The 18,426-nt window shown below is 63.5% G+C and carries 17 protein-coding genes; 7 read left to right on the top strand and 10 right to left on the bottom strand.

The genetic code is table 11. The features are described from left to right. Window positions 1–49 precede the first annotated feature (49 nt). From QUV21_RS14635 to QUV21_RS14625, 3 genes are all read left to right on the top strand, one after another. On the top strand, window positions 50–859 hold the full coding sequence (locus tag QUV21_RS14635) for a trypsin-like peptidase domain-containing protein (RefSeq protein ID WP_300855922.1): 810 nt from the start codon (window positions 50–52) through the stop codon (window positions 857–859). Next, complete coding sequence (locus QUV21_RS14630; RefSeq protein ID WP_300855921.1) at window positions 856–1,677, top strand: trypsin-like peptidase domain-containing protein; 822 nt, start codon at window positions 856–858, stop codon at window positions 1,675–1,677. The genes QUV21_RS14635 and QUV21_RS14630 overlap by 4 nt, the downstream gene beginning before the upstream one ends. A gap of 120 nt (window positions 1,678–1,797) precedes the next feature. Beyond that, complete coding sequence (locus tag QUV21_RS14625) at window positions 1,798–2,268, top strand: Hsp20 family protein (protein ID WP_300855920.1); 471 nt, start codon at window positions 1,798–1,800, stop codon at window positions 2,266–2,268. Between the two features lie 83 nt (window positions 2,269–2,351). Here QUV21_RS14625 and QUV21_RS14620 read toward each other — a convergent pair whose 3' ends face one another. The 7 genes from QUV21_RS14620 to trpS form a co-directional block, all read right to left on the bottom strand. Continuing rightward, entirely contained in the window at window positions 2,352–4,349 is a 1,998-nt protein-coding gene (locus QUV21_RS14620) for a VWA domain-containing protein (RefSeq protein WP_300855918.1), read from the bottom strand. Then, window positions 4,346–4,882: an RNA polymerase sigma factor gene (locus tag QUV21_RS14615; protein ID WP_300856080.1), complete on the bottom strand. Its 537-nt coding sequence runs from the start codon at window positions 4,880–4,882 to the stop codon at window positions 4,346–4,348. Before QUV21_RS14615 ends, QUV21_RS14620 begins: the two co-directional genes overlap by 4 nt. A 164-nt stretch (window positions 4,883–5,046) precedes the next feature. Then, entirely contained in the window at window positions 5,047–5,517 is a 471-nt protein-coding gene (locus QUV21_RS14610) for a peptidoglycan-binding domain-containing protein (RefSeq protein WP_300855916.1), read from the bottom strand. 125 nt (window positions 5,518–5,642) lie between these two features. After that, window positions 5,643–6,764 (bottom strand): pyridoxal phosphate-dependent aminotransferase, encoded by a 1,122-nt coding sequence (locus tag QUV21_RS14605; protein ID WP_300855915.1) that lies wholly within the window; start codon window positions 6,762–6,764, stop codon window positions 5,643–5,645. Window positions 6,765–6,810: 46 nt separating this feature from the next. After that, window positions 6,811–7,539 carry an SDR family oxidoreductase gene (locus tag QUV21_RS14600; RefSeq protein ID WP_300855914.1) on the bottom strand — a complete coding sequence of 243 codons (729 nt, stop codon included), beginning with the start codon at window positions 7,537–7,539 and terminating at the stop codon, window positions 6,811–6,813. Continuing rightward, window positions 7,536–7,892 (bottom strand): cupin domain-containing protein, encoded by a 357-nt coding sequence (locus QUV21_RS14595; RefSeq protein WP_300855913.1) that lies wholly within the window; start codon window positions 7,890–7,892, stop codon window positions 7,536–7,538. The genes QUV21_RS14600 and QUV21_RS14595 overlap by 4 nt, the downstream gene beginning before the upstream one ends. 671 nt (window positions 7,893–8,563) lie before the next feature. Next, complete coding sequence (gene trpS, locus QUV21_RS14590) at window positions 8,564–9,622, bottom strand: tryptophan--tRNA ligase (protein ID WP_300855910.1); 1,059 nt, start codon at window positions 9,620–9,622, stop codon at window positions 8,564–8,566. A 96-nt stretch (window positions 9,623–9,718) separates the two neighbouring features. On the opposite strand from trpS, the gene QUV21_RS14585 reads away from it, so the two are divergent. Then, a complete protein-coding gene (locus tag QUV21_RS14585; RefSeq protein WP_300856079.1) occupies window positions 9,719–10,408 on the top strand; it encodes a rhomboid family intramembrane serine protease in 690 nt (229 codons plus the stop codon). On the opposite strand, the gene murJ is transcribed toward QUV21_RS14585, so the two are convergent. From murJ to QUV21_RS14570, 3 genes are read right to left on the bottom strand one after another with little or no spacing between them, the layout of a single operon-like run. Beyond that, window positions 10,399–11,943, bottom strand: coding sequence for a murein biosynthesis integral membrane protein MurJ (gene murJ / locus QUV21_RS14580; protein WP_300855909.1), 1,545 nt, complete (start codon window positions 11,941–11,943; stop codon window positions 10,399–10,401). The genes QUV21_RS14585 and murJ overlap by 10 nt on opposite strands. Beyond that, the gene (locus tag QUV21_RS14575; RefSeq protein WP_300855907.1) at window positions 11,940–14,714 is read right to left on the bottom strand and encodes a [protein-PII] uridylyltransferase; all 2,775 of its coding nucleotides are present in this window, start codon (window positions 14,712–14,714) and stop codon (window positions 11,940–11,942) included. Before QUV21_RS14575 ends, murJ begins: the two co-directional genes overlap by 4 nt. Before the next feature lie 4 nt (window positions 14,715–14,718). Next, a complete protein-coding gene (locus QUV21_RS14570; protein WP_300855906.1) occupies window positions 14,719–15,894 on the bottom strand; it encodes a penicillin-binding protein activator in 1,176 nt (391 codons plus the stop codon). Window positions 15,895–15,982: 88 nt separating this feature from the next. Here QUV21_RS14570 and rsmI point away from each other — a divergent pair, with 88 nt between their 5' ends. From rsmI to gshB, 3 genes are read left to right on the top strand one after another with little or no spacing between them, the layout of a single operon-like run. After that, window positions 15,983–16,873 carry a 16S rRNA (cytidine(1402)-2'-O)-methyltransferase gene (rsmI, locus tag QUV21_RS14565; RefSeq protein WP_300855905.1) on the top strand — a complete coding sequence of 297 codons (891 nt, stop codon included), beginning with the start codon at window positions 15,983–15,985 and terminating at the stop codon, window positions 16,871–16,873. Window positions 16,874–16,899: 26 nt separating this feature from the next. Beyond that, window positions 16,900–17,298 carry a YraN family protein gene (locus tag QUV21_RS14560; RefSeq protein ID WP_300855904.1) on the top strand — a complete coding sequence of 133 codons (399 nt, stop codon included), beginning with the start codon at window positions 16,900–16,902 and terminating at the stop codon, window positions 17,296–17,298. Between the two features lie 56 nt (window positions 17,299–17,354). Further along, window positions 17,355–18,299, top strand: a complete 945-nt coding sequence (gshB, locus tag QUV21_RS14555) for a glutathione synthase (protein WP_300855903.1) — start codon at window positions 17,355–17,357, stop codon at window positions 18,297–18,299. The last annotated feature ends 127 nt before the right edge of the window (window positions 18,300–18,426 follow it).

Below are 18,426 nucleotides of genomic sequence, written 5' to 3'. Positions count from 1 at the left end.
TCCGCCAAACTTGACCAGTAGCCAGAGCGTCATGCAGAGGGGAGGCTTCATGCGTCAGATCTTCCCCGGCCTTCTGGCTGTGGCCGTCGCCCTTGCTGGCGCGGCCTTTGCACAAGATGCCGCAATGGTCAGCCTGCAAACAGCAGACGATTCGCGCGGCTGGGACGCGGTGGGCAAGCTGATACTGGGCGACCGGGGCTTTTGCACCGGTGCGCTGATCGAACCGCAACTGGTGTTGACCGCCGCGCATTGTCTTTACGACAAGGCAACGGGCGTGCAGATGCGGCCCGAGGATATTGAGTTCCATGCCGGTTGGCGCAACGGACGTGCAGTGGCTTACCGCAGCGTGACCCGCACCCTTACCCATCCCGACTATCGTTATGGCGGCAACGACAAGCTGGGTCGGGTGACCGCGGATCTTGCCTTGCTGGAACTGAGCCAGCCGATCCGCCTGCCGTCTCTGGCCCCGTTCGAGACTGGTGCCACCCCGGTTGAGGGGGATTCTGTTGGCGTCGTCTCATATGCGCAGGACCGTGCGGAAGCGCCCTCAATCCAGGAGTTCTGCAAGGTGCTGGCCGGCCGCCGGGAAACCCTGATCCTGTCGTGCAATGTCGATTTCGGATCTTCCGGGGCGCCGGTGTTTGCCATTACGGACGGTGTGGCGCGGGTGGTATCTGTCATCTCGGCCAAGGCCGAAGTTGATGGGCGCAAGGTGGCGCTGGCGGTGCCATTGGCGGTGCCGCTTGCAGTGCTGCGCGCGGCCCTGGATGACAGCAAACGTACCGGACGCATGCCGCAAGGCGGGGTCAGTGTTCTGTCTGGCGGGCAGGGCAATGGGGCCAAGTTCGTCAAGCCATGAAGGCGCTGTGGATTGCCCTCGTTCCTTTGCTGGCGCTGCCAGTGGCGGCGCAAGACAACACCGGCCTCAACCGGCTTGAAACGCGGGATCAGTTGCGTGGCTGGGAATCGGTCGGTCGGGTGGATATCGACGGTGGCGGGTTTTGCACCGGGGCGCTGATCGCGCCGGATCTGGTCTTGACGGCGGCGCATTGTGTATTCGGTCCTGCCGGGGCGGCGATCGATGCCGGACGTATCCGCTTTCGCGCCGGACTGGCCGATGGCGTGGCGATTGCCGAGGCCGAGGTCTTGCGGACAGTGACGCCCGAAGGTTACCGCAGCCCGAACGCGGCACCGCCGGATCAACTGCTGCTGGACGTGGCCTTGCTGCAACTGGCCACGCCGATCCCGTCCAGCGTGGCGGCCCCTTTTACCGTGGCCCGGCCCGGAGTGGGCGACAAGGTCAGCGTGGTCTCTTATGCCGCGGGGCGCGAAGAGGCGCTGTCATGGCAGCGGGTGTGTCGGGTGCTGGGGCAGCAAGGCGGACTGGTCGCGGTTGACTGCGATGTGACCTTCGGGTCGTCAGGCGCGCCAGTTCTTGACCGTTCGGGGTATCGGGCAAAGATCGTGTCGATCATCTCTGCCGGTTACAAGGAGGATGGGCGGAGCGTTGCCTTCGGGATGGAACTTCCCGGGATCGTCGACGACCTGAAGGCTCGGCTGCGCGCGGGCAAGGTCACGAGCGAAGCTGTCGGCAAGGCCAAGGCCGCCCAGCCGGGGGAAAAGCGGATCACTCTTGGCGCTGGCAATGATACCGGTGCGCGGTTCGTGAAGCCTTGAGGGTCTTGAAAGCCGGGGCTGGCTTTCCCAAATCATCGGTATCCGGGTGCTATGACGGGCTCGGGAAACCTGCCTTGCCCCCAAAGGGAAGGCCTTTGACATCGCTTCCAGGAGGATGACATGCGCAACCTTGATTTCGCACCGCTTTACCGTGCCACCGTCGGTTTTGACCGGGTCGCCGATCTGATGGATCGGGTATTGTCCAATGATGTGGCTCAGCCGACCTACCCGCCCTACAACATCGAAAAGACCGCCGAGGATGCCTATCGCATCTCGATCGCCGTTGCCGGCTTCGCGCCCGATGAACTGAGCGTCGAGGTCCGCGATGGCAATCTGCACATCGCCGCCCGCAAGGCAGCGGATGAGGCTGACCGCAACTACCTGCACCGTGGCATTGCCACCCGTGCCTTCGAGCGCCGCTTTGCGCTGGCCGATCATGTGCGTGTGGCCGGTGCGACACATGAGCATGGCATGCTGCACATCGATCTTGTGCGCGAGATGCCCGAAGCGCTGAAACCGCGCCGGATCGAGATTGCCCGTGCCAACGGTGCGACCCCGGTGCTTGAAGCGCAGGCCGAAACCGTCAACTGAGTCGACGATACCCTGTCACCGCTCATGGCGCGTCCCAAAATGGGGCGCGCCTTTTTCATGCATCTGGACAGCCTGAAGATTGATCAGTTCGCGGCCAGCGACTGCGCCAGACGCATCAGGTTGACCGCCTCGATCCGGTAGCCATAGGGGTCGTCGCCGCGTGCCGACAGCGCAAGGTCGATCGCCTGATCCCAGCCCCAGTCGCCCAGGTAGACCGAACCTTGCAGTAACTGCCCGAAGCCCGCGATGGCGGCAGCGAAGCGGGTTTCGGCCGTGGCCTCCTCGGTCCCTGTGATCGGCGTCTCGATCAGGGTTGAGGCGTCTTCGCCCGGCGCCTTCCAGCGCAGGCGCAGAAAGCCCAGTTCGGCCCCGGCAACCGGGGCTGTAGCGGCGGTGCCATAGCGGAGCGGGTCGTTCCGCAGGGCATCAGAGCCCGGCGCGGTGATCTCATATATCGCGGTCACCTGACGGCCGGCACCGATCTCGCCCGCGTCCACCGCGTCATTGTTGAAATCCTCGCGCCGCAGGGCGCGGGTCTCGTAGCCGATCAGGCGGTATTCTGCGACCGTGGCAGGGTTCCATTCCACCTGAATCTTCACATCATCGGCAATCGGGAACAGCGCGCCGGTCAACTGGTCCACCAGCACCTTGCGGGCCTCGGACAGCGTGTCGATATAGGCCGCCTGGCCGTTGCCGTTCTGCGCCAGCGCCTGCATCGTGGCATCATCCAGATTGCCGCGCCCAAAGCCAAGGACGGACAGATAGGTTCCCGTCCTGCGCTGCTTTGCGACATAGGCTTCCAGCCCGTCCGGGTCGCTGATGCCCACGTTGAAATCGCCGTCCGTGGCCAGCAGGATGCGGCTGACCTCGCCTTCCGCCTTCATGCCTTCGGCCACGCGGTAAGCCAGTTCCAGCCCCTCGGCCCCGGCGGTCGATCCACCCGCCGACAGATTGTCGAGTGCGGCAAGGATGGCGGCTCGGTCGGCGGCCTTGGTGGGGGCCAGCACCTGCCCGGCGGACCCGGCATAGGTCACGATGGCAATCTGATCATCCGGGCGCAGTTCGGCCAGCATCATTGTCAGCGATTGCCGCAGAAGACCAAGCCTGTCCGGCCCTTCCATTGAGCCTGAGGTGTCGATCAGGAACACAAGGTTCAGCGGCGGGCGATCCTCGACCGCTGGCAATGCGCCCTGAATACCTATCGTCACCAGCCGCGTGCCGGGGTTCCATGGGGTTGGCATCACCGAAACGGTCGAGGAAAACGCCGCTTCTGCCGCAGGGGCTGGGTAGGAGTATGGGAAGTAGTTCACCATCTCTTCAACCCGGACCTGTTCGGCGCGGGGCAGAACGCCCATGCCAAGTGTTGACCGGATAACCGACCATGACGCGGTATCCACATCGATCGAGAAGGTTGAAACCGGCTCTTCCGCCGTGACCTTCACCGGGTTTGCCGGGGCGTTTGCATAGGCCTCGCTGTCATCAGGCTGCGTTAGCCGGGCATCGGGCAGGGGCGCGAATGCGGGATCAAGGGCGATGTATCCGACCGCACCGCCAGGGGCATCAGATTCCATCCGCTGGCCCAGTTCGCTTTCGGCAATGGCGGAAGGGGCAGAAGGCAGGGCCTCATCGGAAAGCCCCGTCGGAACTGCCAATGGCTCGATTGCGGCCTCGACTGCGGGTGGCGCCTCTGCGATCGAAGTGGATATCTCCGATTCTGTGCTGCGGGCCAGATCCTTGGCTGGCGCCGATTTCGGAGCCGGCCCGGGGACGGGTTCCTGCATGGAAACAGGCAGCCGCAGATCGGTGACCGGCAGGATAACAGCAATGCCGATCACAAGGGCTGCGGCCGAGGTGCTGGCAGCAAGGGCGGGACGGGAAGTCAGAAAACTCAGCATGCGACGCACTCCGTTCAAGGGGGCCGCCGGGGATTGGCGGTCCTCACTGGAACGGTCGGGGTCGGTCGATCCTTGGAGCCGGTCGAAATTTTCCATCGCCAGCGCCAACGCGCGGGCCTTTGCTGCCGCCTCGGGTGCGGGGGTGGATTTCAGCGCGGCGCGCAGGTCGTCAAGATCGTCGGTCATCTCGCGTCCTCCCGTGCCATGGCCCTGAGGCGCTTCTTCACTTCGCTCATCCGCCAGGCAATCGTGCCTTCCGACAGGCCAAGCACAAGCCCGGCTTCGGCCTGCGTCATCTCTTCGCCCAGAACCAGCGCCACGGTGTCGCGCAGTTCCGGAGGCAGCCGGGTCATTGCCTGCGCCAGCCAGTCCTGTGCTTCGGCCTGCACGGCTATCTCATCCTGCCGGGCCAGTTCCCAGTCGCCCCAGCCAAGCGCCGCCCGCGACCGGGTGGCCCGACGGCGGCGCTGGTCATGGGCGGCGTTCACCACCACACGGTAAAGCCAGGTGGTAAAGCGCGCCTCGCCGCGCCAGTTGCGCAGCTTTGACGGCAGGGCGGCGCAGATGTCCTGCGCGAGATCCTCCGCCTCGGTCAGGCTACCGGTCAATCGCCATGCCAGCCCGTGAATCCGGTCGTAATGCCGGTGGACCAGCGTGGCAAACGCCGCGCGGTCGCCGTCAGCGGCGGCAGTCGCAAGGGTTTCGTCGGGCGTGTCCATCAGCATCACGTTATCTGAGACGCAAGCGCCGGAGCAATCCTTGGAACGGTCCTTTGCGCGCGCGCGAAAATCCTTGCCCCGGACAAAAAGCGCCCCGGACCGGGCGGGTGCCGGGCCGGGGGATCGAGGGGTGTCCATGTGTCCGACCATTTGGGAAAAAGGGGTCAGAAGATCAGCCCGTCATAGACGGCAAAGGCGCCGCCGGTGCTGGAAAGACTGGCAGATGCCCCTTCGTCGCGGGCATAGGCCGTAATGGCGTTGTAGGTGCCGGGGCCAAAAGCACCGTCAATCCCGCCGCGATAGTAGCCCCATGCGCGCAGGTTGCGCTGGATCGCCTTCCTCTCGGACGCCGAGTAGGAGTTGAAGGCGCGTGCGGCTGGGGTGGAATGGATTGAGGCATGGGCCGGGCGGGGTTCCACATAAACCGGCGCCGGGGCAGGTGCCGGGGCCACCGCACGCGCCCTGCGGTTCTGTTTCAAAAGCTCGTCAACGATGATGGCCGTGGCGACACCGGCAACAAAGCCCTGTTCCTTCTTTCCCCAGGCATGGGCTGGGGCCGAGGGCAGGGCGGCGATTGACAGAGCAGCAAGGGCTGCGATCATCATGGATTTCGCGGTCATGACAGTGGGCAGCATGTCGTTTCCTTTCACAGTTGGCCCCCGATCAGCAGGGCAATGAGGAAAGGAATGGGGATGTGGACCACGCTAAGCAAAAACAGCGCAATGTTATCGGATAGCCTAAATATTATCAGATGGTTGCGTCAGTCTTTCCAGCTACGCAGCAGGGCGGAAAGACGGGCCAGCCCGTCAGTCAGCCGGGTTTCCGGCCCGCCGCCGACGCCCAGACGGATGTGGTTCGGGCAACCATAGGCCGATCCGGGCAACAGGAAGGTGCGGTATGGGGCGGCCAACAAACGGCGGGCAAGGGTTTCGCCATCGATCCCGTCAAGCTGGGCCAGTCCGATCAGCCCGGCCTCTGGCCGGTGCCAGTCAAGACGTGGTTCTGCGGTCACGAAAGCATCCATCTGGTCCAGCGTCGTGCGGCCTTCTGTCCGGGCATTGGTCAGCGCGGCGGTCAGACGGTCGGGGCGCAGGGCAATTTCCGCGATATGTTCGCCAAGGGTGTTCATGATTTCCGAGGCGTTCTCGCGCAGGATCATCGCATCGCGGATCACCCCCGGATCCTGACAGATGATCCAGCCCGTCCGCAGGCCTTGCAGGCCAAGCGCCTTTGACACCGATCCCGTGGTGATCCCGAACTGCGTCAGCCCGGCTATCGAAGGAGGGCGGGGATGGTCCCACTCCAGCCCGGCATAGACCTCATCCACCACCAGCCAGATGCCGTGATGGTCGGCCAAGGCCGCCAGCGCGCGCAGGTCGGCTTCGGGGATCAGCCGACCGGTCGGGTTGTTGGGATTGGTCAGAAAGATCATTCGCGTGCGCGGGGTGATGGCGGCGGCCACGGCATCGGGGTCAAGGTGCCAACCCCTAACCTCATCCCGCGCCACTTCGCGCAAGGTGGCGCCGATGGCCTTTGCCATGACGCCCGCCTGCGGCCAGCCCGGGGCTTCGGTGATGATTTCGTCCCCGGCTGTCAGTAGCTGGCGAAACAGCAGATAATTCGCCTCGGCGGCGCCGGCGGTGATCAGGACGCTATCGGGCGAAACGGTCAACCCGGCCTGATCCAGTACCCGCTGGCGCAAGGCGGGCAGGCCAAGAAAGCTGGCTCCGTTCCAGTCAAGCAACAGGTTGGGGTCCAGATCGGCGATGAAATCCTTCAGCCGTGGGGACCGGGCCAGCGAAAAGCCGATGAAACATTCGGGCGGCTCGCTGGCGGTTGTCTCCAGGAGATAGTCGAACAGCTTGTGAATCGTGACCTTCATGCCGGACGACCCCCAGGAATTTTCGCCAAGAATTCCCGGGCCTTGGTCATCGAACGTCGCGGCCCTGATTGAGGATGATGACATTGCCCGACGACACGTCCCCCGCAGGCGAGATCAGGAAACCGACCCAGGCGGCGATCTGGTCAGGCTGCATCGCCGCCCCGTGCGGCATGGCGCTGATGGCGCGGGCCAGCACGTCTTCGGTCAGCACGTTGAACAGCGGCGTTTCGGTCATCGCAGGCGCAATGGAATTGACCGCGATCTTGTCGCGCGCATAACGGCGGGCAAGGTCTTTGGTCAGCGTGTCCATTGCGGCCTTGGACGCCCGGTAATGCGGCGGGTCGAACACATCGAAGTTATAGGCCCCGTTCGATGAGATATTGACGATCTTGCGCACGCCGGGCCGCCCGGCCATGGCCTTTACTGCCTGTTGGCAACAATGGAAGGCGGAGTGAAAGTTGATCTCCATCTGCCGGGTCAGTTCTTCTGCCGGGATGTCGGGGAAATCGGACATGAAGCAGGTGCCGGCGTTGTTGACCAGCGCGTCCACACCGCCAAAGCGCGCGGTCACCCGGTCAAACAGGTCTGCGACTGCGTTGGCGTCGGTCAGGTCCACCGCCTCGGGGGTGAAGGCGTCACGGTTGGCGGCCATCGTCAGGAGCGCCGCACCATCGATATCGACGCCAACGACATGCAGCCCGTCCGCCAGAAGCCGGTCGCTGATCGCCCGGCCCATGCCGCCCGCAGCCCCGGTGACGATGGCAAGCCGGGTCATGCCTTTACGACAAAGTCAAAGTGCTTGCGGACCGGCTCTTCGATCTTCCAGATGCCCTTGAAGTCCTTTTCCACCACGAAGGCATCGCCTGCTTTCACGGTAACCGGGGTGCCGCCATCCGGGGTGATCACGATCCGCCCGCTGATCAGCACGACGTATTCATAGGCGGTATAGGTGGCGTGGTAGCTGCCGACAGTGCATTCCCAGATGCCGGAAACCATCGCCCCGTCCTTCGATGTATGCAGCACCCATGTCTTCATGCTGGGGTTGCCTTCGGTCACGACCCAGCCGTCAAGATCGGCGGTCGAGGGTTCGATTCCGTCAGTCGGGGGCAGCTTGGTGATGGATTGCATGGGATGTCCTTTTCAAAAAACCGTTTCGTGGCACGATCAGGGGCCGCGTCCGGCCTGTCAGTCCCGCCCGCGACGGCGGCGGGCTTGATCGCGACCAATCCGCTGAACCTGTCGCCGCCTGCCGCCGAAGGGTACCCGGATTGCGGGGGCAAGTTTGAGTTCTGTAATCCTAATCGACAGCATCCCTTGCGGGCAAGCCGCCCGGCCTGAAAATCGCACAGTGGACAAAGTCATGATCCGGACTTTGCGGGGCTGTCACGAGGGGTGCATGGCCTGCCGACAGAGTTCGCTTTGACAGATTTCGATACGCTGGAATTGCAGGGTGGAAACCCCTTTCCTTGATCCGACGCGCCATTGCGGGGGAGGCTCAAAAAAACCCCCGTGCGGGGGGCGCACGGGGGTATGTCGGGAAAGCCTCGACCGCTCAGGGGACAGGTTGGCCGGGGCCGGAGCGATGGGGACAGATCGCAACTCCGAACCCCGTCAGGTATAAGGGCAGCCGGAATCGGGAATGTGACAGCGCCGATGTGCGACGGCTATTCCTGTGGATGGAATGAAGACTGGTGCAGCGTGGCCTGGGCATTGCCAGGCAGGCCCCCACCCTCTGCCTCCCGCACAAAGGGGGAAGGCAAGCGCAGGGCGCCGGTGGTGCGGGACAGCGCTGACGGGTTTCAGATCTGACGCGACCGGATCATGCCGACGATGTCCTTGGTCTGTTCCAGAATAGGTCGGGCAATAGCTTCGGCGCGGTCGGCACCCTTGCCAAGGATACGGTCGATTTCGCCGGGGTCAGCCATCAGGCGGTTCATTTCCGTCGTGATCGGCGACAGCTTTGCCACGGCAAGGTCGGCCAGCGCGGGCTTGAAGGTGCCGAACTGTGCGCCGGCGAAATCCTGGATGACCTGATCGACGCTGTGACCGGCAAGGGCTGCGTAGATGTTCACCAGGTTGCGCGCTTCGGGCCGGTCTTTGAGGCCTTCCGCCGTTTCCGGCAGGGGTTCCGGGTCGGTCTTGGCCTTGCGGATCTTCGAGGCGATGGCATCGGCGCTATCGGTCAGGTTGATCCGGCTTTGGTCGGACGGGTCGGATTTCGACATCTTCTTGGTGCCGTCGCGCAGGGACATGACGCGGGTGGCGGCGCCTTCGATCAGGGGTTCGACCACGGGGAAGAAATCCACGCCGTAGTCGTTGTTGAACTTGATGGCGATGTCACGGGTCAATTCAAGGTGCTGCTTCTGGTCATCGCCCACCGGGACCATGGTGGCGTGATAGGCCATGATGTCGGCGGCCATCAGCGAGGGGTAGGCGTAAAGGCCAAGCGACGCGGCCTCGGCGTTCTTGCCGGCGGTCTTGTCCTTGAACTGGGTCATCCGGTTCATCCAGCCAAGCCGGGCAACGCAGTTGAAGATCCATGCCAGTTCGGCATGGGCCGAAACCTGCGACTGGTTGAACAGGATCGACCGCGCGGGGTCGATCCCGGCGGCGATGAAGGCGGCGGCACCCTCACGGGTCTGCTGGCGCAGCTTTTCGGGATCCTGCCAGACGGTAATCGCGTGCAGATCGACAAGGCAGTAGATCGTCTCGATCCCCTCGTCCTGCTTTTCGACGAAGCGCTTCAGCGCGCCAAGGTAGTTGCCCAGCGTCAGCCCGCCCGACGGCTGGATGCCCGAGAAGATGCGGGGTTTGAAGGCTTTCGGCGTTTGGACCGCCGAAGTCTCTGACACTGACATGGTAGGCTCCGTCTGGAATTCACTGACGAACCCGCGTAATCGAAGGGGGCAGGGGCGTCAATTGCCCCGGAGCCATGACGCGGGATGAGGGACAAGATGCAGCCAGACCACAATGCAGCGCCGATCAATCCGTTGCCGATGATTGTCTGGGTGATGGCCCTGCCCCTGATCGCGATGGAACTGGTGCTGGCGCTGGCCGAGGCAGGGCTGATCGGCGGCGCGGGAGGCATCGGCTGGCGGCTTCAGGCGGTGGAGCGGTTTGCGATGTTCCCGGAACTGTTGCGCTATCAGGTGGACAACATCGGCCAACCCTACCCGGAGCTGCTGCGGCTGGTCGCCTATCCCTTGATCCATGCCAGCTTTACCCATGCCTTGTTCGCGGTGGTGATCTTGCTGGCGCTGGGCAAGATGGTTGGAGAGATCTTTCGCTGGTGGGGGGTGCTTGTGGTGGTCTTCGGCGCGTCGATCGCCGGGGGGCTGGCCTATGGCCTCTTGATCCCCGATCTGCGCGCGCCCTTGATCGGGGCCTATCCGGCGGTTTACGGGTTGATCGGGGCTTTCACCTTCCTGCTCTGGACCAACCTTGCCCGCAAGGGGGCGAACAAGTACCGCGCCTTCAGCCTGATCGGCTTTCTGTTGTTTTTCCAGCTGGTTTTCGGGGTTCTGTTCGGGGGCAACTGGGACTGGGTGGCCGATATCACCGGTTTTGCGGCCGGGTTCCTTTTGTCCTTCATCGTCAGCCCCGGCGGCTTCGGCCGGGTGGTGGAGATGATCCGTCAGCGCTGACGGCGCAGCGCGCTGCGCAGTTCAACCCAGCTCATCCCGCCGATCAGCATGACCGTGCCGAAGTAGAAAACCATTGCCGCAAGGATCATGCCGCCAAGCGCCACGGTCCGGATGCCGGGGGTTGCCAGCGGCACGGCCAGCAGGACCGACAGCCCCCACAGCACCAGCCCCATCAACGCCGAGGCCGCGATCATGCGGGGCAGGCGATAGCGGAACCGGTCATCAAACCGGGCGGCATCGCCCATGGTGCGTGAGCCGCGCCAAAGCTGCCAGACCATCACCCATGCCGCAACAGAGGTGGCAATGGCGGCGGCCATGAAGCCGATCATCGGCATCAGGCCGATGGCAAGCACCGCGTTCACCACCATCGACCAGACGGCGAAGCGAAACGGGGACCGGGTGTCTTCGCGCGCGTAGTAAAGCGGTTGCAGCACCTTGTGGAGCACGAAGGCGGGCAGACCCACGCCATAGGCCGCCAGCGCAAGGGCGGTGTTCGCCGTCGCCTCGGCCCCATAGGCACCGCGCTGGAAGAGGACACTGATGATCGGCCAGGAAATGACCACCAGCGCCACCGCGGCAGGCAAGGTCAGGAGAAGCGCGAACTCTGTCCCACGGTTGAAGCTGGCGCGCGAGCCTTCGTCGTCGCCCGCGCGCAGGCGGCGGGAAAGGTCTGGCAGAAGAACGATCCCGATGGCGATGCCCACGACGCCAAGCGGCAGCTGGTAGATGCGGTCGGCGTTGTAAAGCCAGACGACGGCGCCTTCGGTCATGGATGCGACCTGACGACCGACGATCAGGTTGATCTGCACCACGCCCCCGGCCAGCACGGCAGGCGCGGCGATGATGGCAAGGCGTTTCAACTCGGGCGTCAGGACCGGCCAACGGAACGGCAGCCGGTAGCCAAGGTGTCGGACGGCGGCCCAGGTGACCAGCATTTGCAGGATGCCCGACAGGGTGACCGACCATGCCAGCGTACGGCCCATGTCCCAGCCCATGCGGTTGGCAAGGATCATGCCCGCGATCATCGTGGCCGACAGCAGGATCGTTACCGCCGAGGTGATGACGAAACGCCCGGCCGCGTTCAGCATGCCCGACAGCAGGGCGGTCAGTGAGATGAACAGGATGTAGGGAAAGGCGATCTTGCCCAGCGTCACCGCGATGTCGAAGCGCGCATCCCCGACAAAGCCCGACGCCATCATGATGACGAGAAGCGGCATGGCCAGAATGGCGAGAAGGGAGAAGACCGTCAGCAGCGCGGCCATGCCCCAGAAGGCATCACGGGCGAAGGCCTCGGCGCCCTCACCCGCCTCGACCTTCTTGGCGAACATCGGGATGAAGGCGAAGTTGAAGGCCCCCTCGGCAAAGAAACGGCGGAACATGTTGGGCAGGGATTGGGCGATGACGAAGGCCTGCGCGACGGGGCCGTCGCCCAGATACTTCGCAAGGAAGATGTCACGCACAAGGCCCGCGAAGCGGCTGACCAGCGTCCAGAAGCCGACGGTCAGGAAGCCCTTGACGATGCGGACGGGTTTCATGCAGGCGCGCCCTGCGCGCGTTCCGCGCCTTCGGCGATGGCGGCGCGGAGCTTGCGGTCAAGCGCCTCCTGCTTGTGCTTCTGGTGCAGCTTCAGGCCGAACATGTCCTTGACATAGAAGGTATCTACCACCTGCGCCCCGTAGGTCGCGATGACGGCACTTGCGATGTAGATGTTGTTGGCGGCAAGCGTCCGGGTAAGATCGTAAAGCAGGCCCGGACGGTCTCGGGTGTCAACCTCGATGATCGTGTAGATTTCAGACCCTTCGTTGTCGAAGGTGATGTGGGTCGGGAACCGGAATTCGCGGTCGCGTTTCTTGAGTTTGTCGCGGTCCTTCAGGGCTTCGCGCGCCACAACCTCACCGCGCAGGGTCTTTTCGATCATTCCCCGCAGACGGGGCAGGCGCGATACCTCATAGGGCTTGCCTTCGATGTCCTGCACCCAGAAGACGGCGGTCGCGTAACCGTCCTTCGACGTGTAGGTCCGTGCGTCCACGACATTGGCACCGACCAGTGCAAGAGCGCCGGCCAGTCGGCTGAAGATGCCCGGGTGATCGGCCAAGGCAAAGCAGGCGCGGGTGGCGTCGCGGTCGGGGTCGGGGTGCAGGTCGATGCGGATCTCGTCATCGGCAAGGCCTTGCAGAAGGCGGGCAAAGACCAGATGCGTGTCGGTCGACAGGCCCTGCCAGTAGGGGGCGTAATGGCGGCTGACCTCGTGATCCAGCGCCGCCTTGTCCCAGTCTTTCAATCGGGCGCGCAGGGCGCTGGTCGCATCATCCTTGCGGTTTTCCCGGTTGACGTTTTCCAGCCCACCCTCAAGCGCCTCGGCTGTCTGCTTGTAAAGCTGGCGCAGCAGCATGGCCTTCCAGTTGTTCCATGTCCCCGGGCCAACGCCGCGAATGTCGCAGACGGTCAGAACGGTCAGAAGGTCCAGGCGTTTCCTTGTCTTCACCGCCTTGGCAAAGTCACGCAGTGTGCGCGGGTCGCCGATATCGCGTTTTTGCGCCATGTCGGACATCAGAAGATGATAGCGCACCAGCCATTCGACGGTTTCACATTCCTCCGGCTCCAGCCCCAGCCGCGGGGCGATGCGCCGCGCCAGCTGCGCGCCAAGGATCGAGTGATCCTCGGGCCGCCCCTTGCCGATGTCATGCAGGAGGAGCGCCACATAAAGCACCTTGCGGTTCACGCCTTCTTTCAGGATGCCCGAGGCGACGGGAAGCTCTTCGACCAGTTCCCCCCGTTCAATCTGGGCAAGGCAGCTGATGGTCTGGATGATGTGCTCATCCACCGTGTAGTGGTGGTAAAGGTTGAACTGCATCATCGCGACGATGGGTTCGAATTCCGGGATGAAGGCTGAAAGGACGCCAAGTTCGTTCATCCGGCGCAGGCTGCGTTCGGGGTTGCCGTGTTTAAGAAGGAGATCAAGGAAGATGCGCCGCGCCTCGGGGTCGTCGCGCATGTCTTCGTCGATAAGGTCAAGGTTTGCGGCCAGAAGGCGCATGACATTTGGGTGAAGGAGATAGCCGGTGCGCAGCGCTTCTTCAAACACGCGCAGCAGGTTCAGCTTGTCTGACAGAAAGGTATTCGGATCGGCCACGTCGATCCGGCCCTGCACCAGCTTGAAGCCGGCCCTGACCTGCTTGGTGCGCTTGAAGATGCCGAAAAGGCTGGCTTCACGCTTGGCGTGGCGGGCTTCCAGTTCGGTCAGGAATATGCGGGTCAGTTCACCCACCCGGGTGGCCAGCCGGAAATAGTGCTGCATGAAATGTTCCACCGCACGGCGCCCGCCGGCATCGCGGTAACCCATTCGGGCTGCTACCTCGACCTGCAAGTCAAAGGTCAGGGTATCGGTCGGACGTCCGGTGACATAGTGCAGGTGGCAGCGCACGGCCCACAGGAAATCTTCGGCCTGCGCAAAGCTGTCAAATTCGTCCCGGCTCAGAAGTCCGGCGGCCACCAGCCCTTCGGCCGACGGCACCCGGTGCAGATACTTGCCGATCCAGTAAAGTGTCTGGAGGTCGCGCAAGCCCCCCTTGCCTTCTTTGACGTTCGGTTCCAGCACATAGCGCTGGCCGCCTTGCCGTCTGTGGCGCTCGGCCCGCTCGGCCAGCTTTGCCTCGATGAATTCCGGGCCGGAGTTCTTGAACAGCTCCGACCAGAGCCTGTCGGCAAGATCGGTCGCAAGGGGCGCATAGCCGCAGATGAATCGATTCTCCAGAAGGGCGGTGCGGATCGTTACATCCTCGCGCCCCAGTCGCACGCAATCCTTGACCGTCCGACTTGAATGGCCGACCTTCAGTTTCAGATCCCAAAGCATGTAAAGCATCGTCTCGATGACGCTTTCGGCCCATGGGGTGATCTTCCACGGGGTCAGGAACAACAGGTCCACATCCGATTGCGGCGCCATTTCGGCCCGCCCATAGCCGCCGACGCCCAGAACGGCGATCCGTTCCGCCTCGGTCGGGTTCGGGACCGGGTGCAGCTTGAGGGCGGCGGAAAGTGTCACCTGCACCAGCACATCGGTCAGTGCGGCCTGAGCCGTCACCAAGGCGCGGGCAGATCGGGGGGCGGCAAGGAAGGCCGCCTCAAAACCGGCATTGGCCGTGATCTTGGCCGCTTGCAGATGCCCGACCACCACGGACCGTGCCTCGCGGGCGTCTGCTGCATCGCCAAGATCAGCCAGAACAGCTTCTGTCAGGGTTGTGGCGTCCGGCACCGTGTAAAGTGCCGCACCCGATGGGTCCGCTGCGGCCGTTGCCGCCTTGGTCATGGTCTCAGAACCCGGAGCCGGCAAAGCTGCGCGGTGCCGCGTCGATCACCACGACCTGATTGCCGCGGATCGCGGCGACCGCAAGGCCACGCTCGTTCGTGCCATTGGGCAACAGGCGGAAGATGCCCGAAACGCCGGCAAATCCGGCGCCCTGGGTCAGCGCCTCACGAGAGAGCGGAGCGCCCTTTGAAGTCCGCGCCAAGGCGCCGATCGCGGCAATCCCGTCGTAGGCAAGCCCGGCAACCGCAACCGGAGCCGACCCATAGGCCGCCTGATAGCGCGACTGGAACTGTGCCTGAAGCCCCGGGTCCGGCATCGCAAACCAGCCGCCCTGCACGCCGGGCAGGGCCAGCGTGGCGGGTGGGATATCCCAACGGGTCAGGCCGATGAACTGGGTGCTGGCCCGGTCGATGCCGTTATCGACCAGAAGTTGGCTCAGAAGCGGCAGCGCCCCGGCTGTGTCGGCTGTCAGAAAAAGCGCTGTGGCACCGGAAGACCGCGCGGTTGCAACAATGCCCTGCGCCGCCTGCACAATCCCGTTTTGCGAGAATTCGTAGGACGTGACACCGACCACCGATCCGCCAGCACCAGCGACGCCGCGTTCGATTGCCGACTTGCCGACATTGCCGGCGACATTGCGGTCATGGACGATCAGGATCTTGGACTTGCCATTTCGGACCGCATAACCTGCCAACCGCCGGGCGGTATTGTCGAAGGTCTGGCCCAGAACAAAGACGTTCCCCCCCGCAATCGCGGCATTGTTGGAAAAGGCCAGAACGTTCACCCCGGAGCCTGCGGCGGCTGCGCCTGCGGCGTTCGCCTCTTCCGAATAGAACGGCCCGAGGATCACCTGCGCGCCCTCATCCACCGCCTGCTTGGCCTGTGCGCTGGCCTGCGCCGGATTGCCGCCGGTGCGGTAGACCTTGAGATCGATCTTCACGCCCGAAAGGTCTGCCATGGCAAGGCGCGCGGCATTCTCGAGGTTCTGGCCGAAAAGCTCGTCCTGCGCCTGACCGGAACCGGAGGGGATCAGCAGCGCCACCTGAACCGCACCTCCGGCGCCAGTTGCCGGGCCGGTCGATGGCCCACCACCGGGTACGCAAGCCGAAAGCAAAGCAGCGCAGAGAACAAGGAAAGACTGACCCAGCGACTTGCGGGTCCGGCGAATTGCGGACAACATGAAGGTTCCTCACTCTGCAGCGGCACGCCGAACACGGGCCAAGGTAAACACGGGTCAAGGTAATTGGTTCGGGAAGGGAAGTAAACTTGTGAGGCAGTCACCTGACGCCCCCGATGCGGCCCATAAACCGGCCCTGCGCGCCATTCCGCCGGGGCTGCACTTCATCGCCACACCGATTGGGGCTGCCCGCGATATCACCTTGCGGGCGCTGGATGTGCTGGCGGGGGCGGATGTGCTGGTTGCCGAAGACACCCGCACGCTGCGGCACCTGATGGAAATCCACGGTGTGCCGCTTGGAGGCCGTCAGGTCATTGCCTATCATGACCACAGCGGAGAAGGTGCGCTTGCCCGCCTGCTGGCACTGATCGGCGAGGGCAAGAGTGTTGCCTATGCCTCCGAGGCGGGGACGCCGCTGATCTCGGACCCCGGGTTTGAACTGGCGCGGGCGGTTGCTGCGGCGGACCTGCCGATGACCGCCGCCCCCGGCCCCTGCGCCGCCATCTGTGCGCTGACCCTGTCGGGCCTGCCATCGGACCGGTTCCTGTTCGCCGGGTTCCCGCCTGCAGCCCGAGGCGCGCGCCGGTCGTTTCTGGCGGAACTTGCGGGCGTTCAGGCAACGCTGATCTTCTACGAAAGCCCGAAGCGGCTGCGTCAGCTGCTTGCAGACATGGTCGAAACACTTGGGGAAGGCCGGCAGGGGGCTGTCTGCCGCGAACTGACCAAGCGCTTTGAAGAAGTTTCGCGCGGTACTGTCGGACAACTTGCGGCAGATTTCGCGGACCGGGATGTCAAAGGCGAGATCGTGGTGCTGGTCGACCGCGCCCCGCCACCCGAGGCCAGTGCCGAAAGCATAGCAGCTGCGCTGGGTGCTGCGCTGGCCACGATGAGCGTTAAGGATGCAGCAACGTTTGTGTCGCAAACTCTGGGTGTATCGCGCAAGATTGTCTACCGGATTGCGATTGATCTTGACCGCGACTGATCCGCCCGAGCTGCAATGAGGCTGCCATGCCCTTCGACTTTGTCTCTGATCCCGTGCGTCGTAGCCGGTCCACGCGTGGTCGGATGAATTATCACGCCGGTCATGCGGCAGAAGCCTCGGTCGCGCGGTATTATGAAGCGATGGGCGTTCGGATCTGCGCACAGAACTGGCGGGGGATCACTGGCGAAATTGACCTGATCGGTCGGCATGACGGCGCGGTAATCTTTGTCGAGGTGAAGCAAAGCCGCAGTCATGACATGGCCGCGTCGCATATTTCATCGCGCCAGATCGGACGCATCTTTGCGACGGTGGATGAATTTCTCGCAGGGGAACCGAATGGCCTTCTGACCGATGTTCGCATTGATCTTGCCCTTGTTGACGGGCAGGGCCGGATCGAAGTTGTGGAAAACGCTTTCGCGGGTTGAATTGCATCTTTCCCTGCCTTGGGTCATCACTCTGTCCGAACATGGTGGAGAGAGTCATGCCGCTCAAGGTAGCCTTGCAGATGGATCCGATCGGATCGGTCAATATCAATGCCGATTCGACCTTTCGTATTGCGGTTGAAGCGCAGGCCCGGGGACATTCGCTGTTCTACTATTCGCCCGACCGTCTGGCCTATGTCGAAGGTCGTGTGATAGCGACGGGTTGGCCGGTCGAGTTGCGGCGTGAGGTTGGCAATCATGTCAGCTATGGCGAAGAGACCGAAGTCGATCTTGGCGAGATGGATGTTGTCTGGCTGCGACAGGATCCGCCGTTTGACATGGGCTATATCACCACGACCCATCTGCTGGAGATGATTCACCCCCGCACGCTGGTGGTGAACGACCCGTTCTGGGTGCGCAACAGCCCCGAAAAACTTTTGGTGCTGCGGTTCCCGACCCTGACCCCGCCAACCGCCATTGCGCGCGACCTTGGCACGATCCGGGCGTTCAAGGCGCGGCATGGCGACATCATCCTGAAGCCGCTTTATGGCAATGGCGGAGCGGGGGTGTTCCGGCTGGATCCGAATGATCGCAATCTGTCGTCGCTGCATGAATTGTTCATGGGCATCAACCGTGAGCCTTTGATCGTGCAAAAGTTTCTGCCGGATGTATCGAAAGGCGACAAGCGGGTGATCCTTGTTGATGGCGAGCCGGTGGGGGCGATCAACCGGGTGCCGCAGGCCGGAGAGACCCGATCGAACATGCATGCTGGCGGTCGTCCCGAGAAGGTGGGGCTGACCGCGCGGGATCTGGAGATCTGCGCCGCCATCGGTCCAGTCTTGCGTGAGAAGGGGCAGGTTTTCGTTGGGATCGACGTGATCGGCGATTGGCTGACCGAGATCAACGTGACCTCGCCCACCGGGATTCAGGAGTTGGAGCGTTTTGACGGAACGAACGCCGCCGCGCGGATCTGGGAAGTGATCGAGGCCAAGCGCGCGGGCTGAGCCTTGCCGCAGGGTCGCAGCCCGCGAATGATGCGTGTGCTGAACGGTTGCAGGTGGGGGTTTTGCACCCCCACACCCTTGCAGAGTATTTCTGAAAAGAGCAGGTCAGGCTTTCAACACAGTGTGC

Source organism: Tabrizicola sp., assembly GCF_030373185.1.
In the GTDB taxonomy this organism is placed as follows: domain Bacteria; phylum Pseudomonadota; class Alphaproteobacteria; order Rhodobacterales; family Rhodobacteraceae; genus Tabrizicola.
This window is presented reverse-complemented; position numbering and strand designations above follow the sequence as displayed.

Coding starts and splice junctions, on each gene's coding strand:
- QUV21_RS14605 (WP_300855915.1), bottom strand. CDS start 6,764: ATGAAGGTCACGATTCACAAGCTGTTCGACTATCTCCTGGAGACAACC.
- QUV21_RS14560 (WP_300855904.1), top strand. CDS start 16,900: ATGCCCTTCGACTTTGTCTCTGATCCCGTGCGTCGTAGCCGGTCCACG.
- QUV21_RS14635 (WP_300855922.1), top strand. CDS start 50: ATGCGTCAGATCTTCCCCGGCCTTCTGGCTGTGGCCGTCGCCCTTGCT.
- QUV21_RS14595 (WP_300855913.1), bottom strand. CDS start 7,892: ATGCAATCCATCACCAAGCTGCCCCCGACTGACGGAATCGAACCCTCG.
- QUV21_RS14630 (WP_300855921.1), top strand. CDS start 856: ATGAAGGCGCTGTGGATTGCCCTCGTTCCTTTGCTGGCGCTGCCAGTG.
- QUV21_RS14620 (WP_300855918.1), bottom strand. CDS start 4,349: ATGACCGACGATCTTGACGACCTGCGCGCCGCGCTGAAATCCACCCCC.
- murJ (WP_300855909.1), bottom strand. CDS start 11,943: ATGAAACCCGTCCGCATCGTCAAGGGCTTCCTGACCGTCGGCTTCTGG.
- QUV21_RS14575 (WP_300855907.1), bottom strand. CDS start 14,714: ATGACCAAGGCGGCAACGGCCGCAGCGGACCCATCGGGTGCGGCACTT.
- QUV21_RS14625 (WP_300855920.1), top strand. CDS start 1,798: ATGCGCAACCTTGATTTCGCACCGCTTTACCGTGCCACCGTCGGTTTT.
- QUV21_RS14600 (WP_300855914.1), bottom strand. CDS start 7,539: ATGACCCGGCTTGCCATCGTCACCGGGGCTGCGGGCGGCATGGGCCGG.
- QUV21_RS14615 (WP_300856080.1), bottom strand. CDS start 4,882: ATGGACACGCCCGACGAAACCCTTGCGACTGCCGCCGCTGACGGCGAC.
- QUV21_RS14570 (WP_300855906.1), bottom strand. CDS start 15,894: ATGTTGTCCGCAATTCGCCGGACCCGCAAGTCGCTGGGTCAGTCTTTC.
- trpS (WP_300855910.1), bottom strand. CDS start 9,622: ATGTCAGTGTCAGAGACTTCGGCGGTCCAAACGCCGAAAGCCTTCAAA.
- gshB (WP_300855903.1), top strand. CDS start 17,355: ATGCCGCTCAAGGTAGCCTTGCAGATGGATCCGATCGGATCGGTCAAT.
- QUV21_RS14610 (WP_300855916.1), bottom strand. CDS start 5,517: ATGCTGCCCACTGTCATGACCGCGAAATCCATGATGATCGCAGCCCTT.
- QUV21_RS14585 (WP_300856079.1), top strand. CDS start 9,719: ATGCAGCCAGACCACAATGCAGCGCCGATCAATCCGTTGCCGATGATT.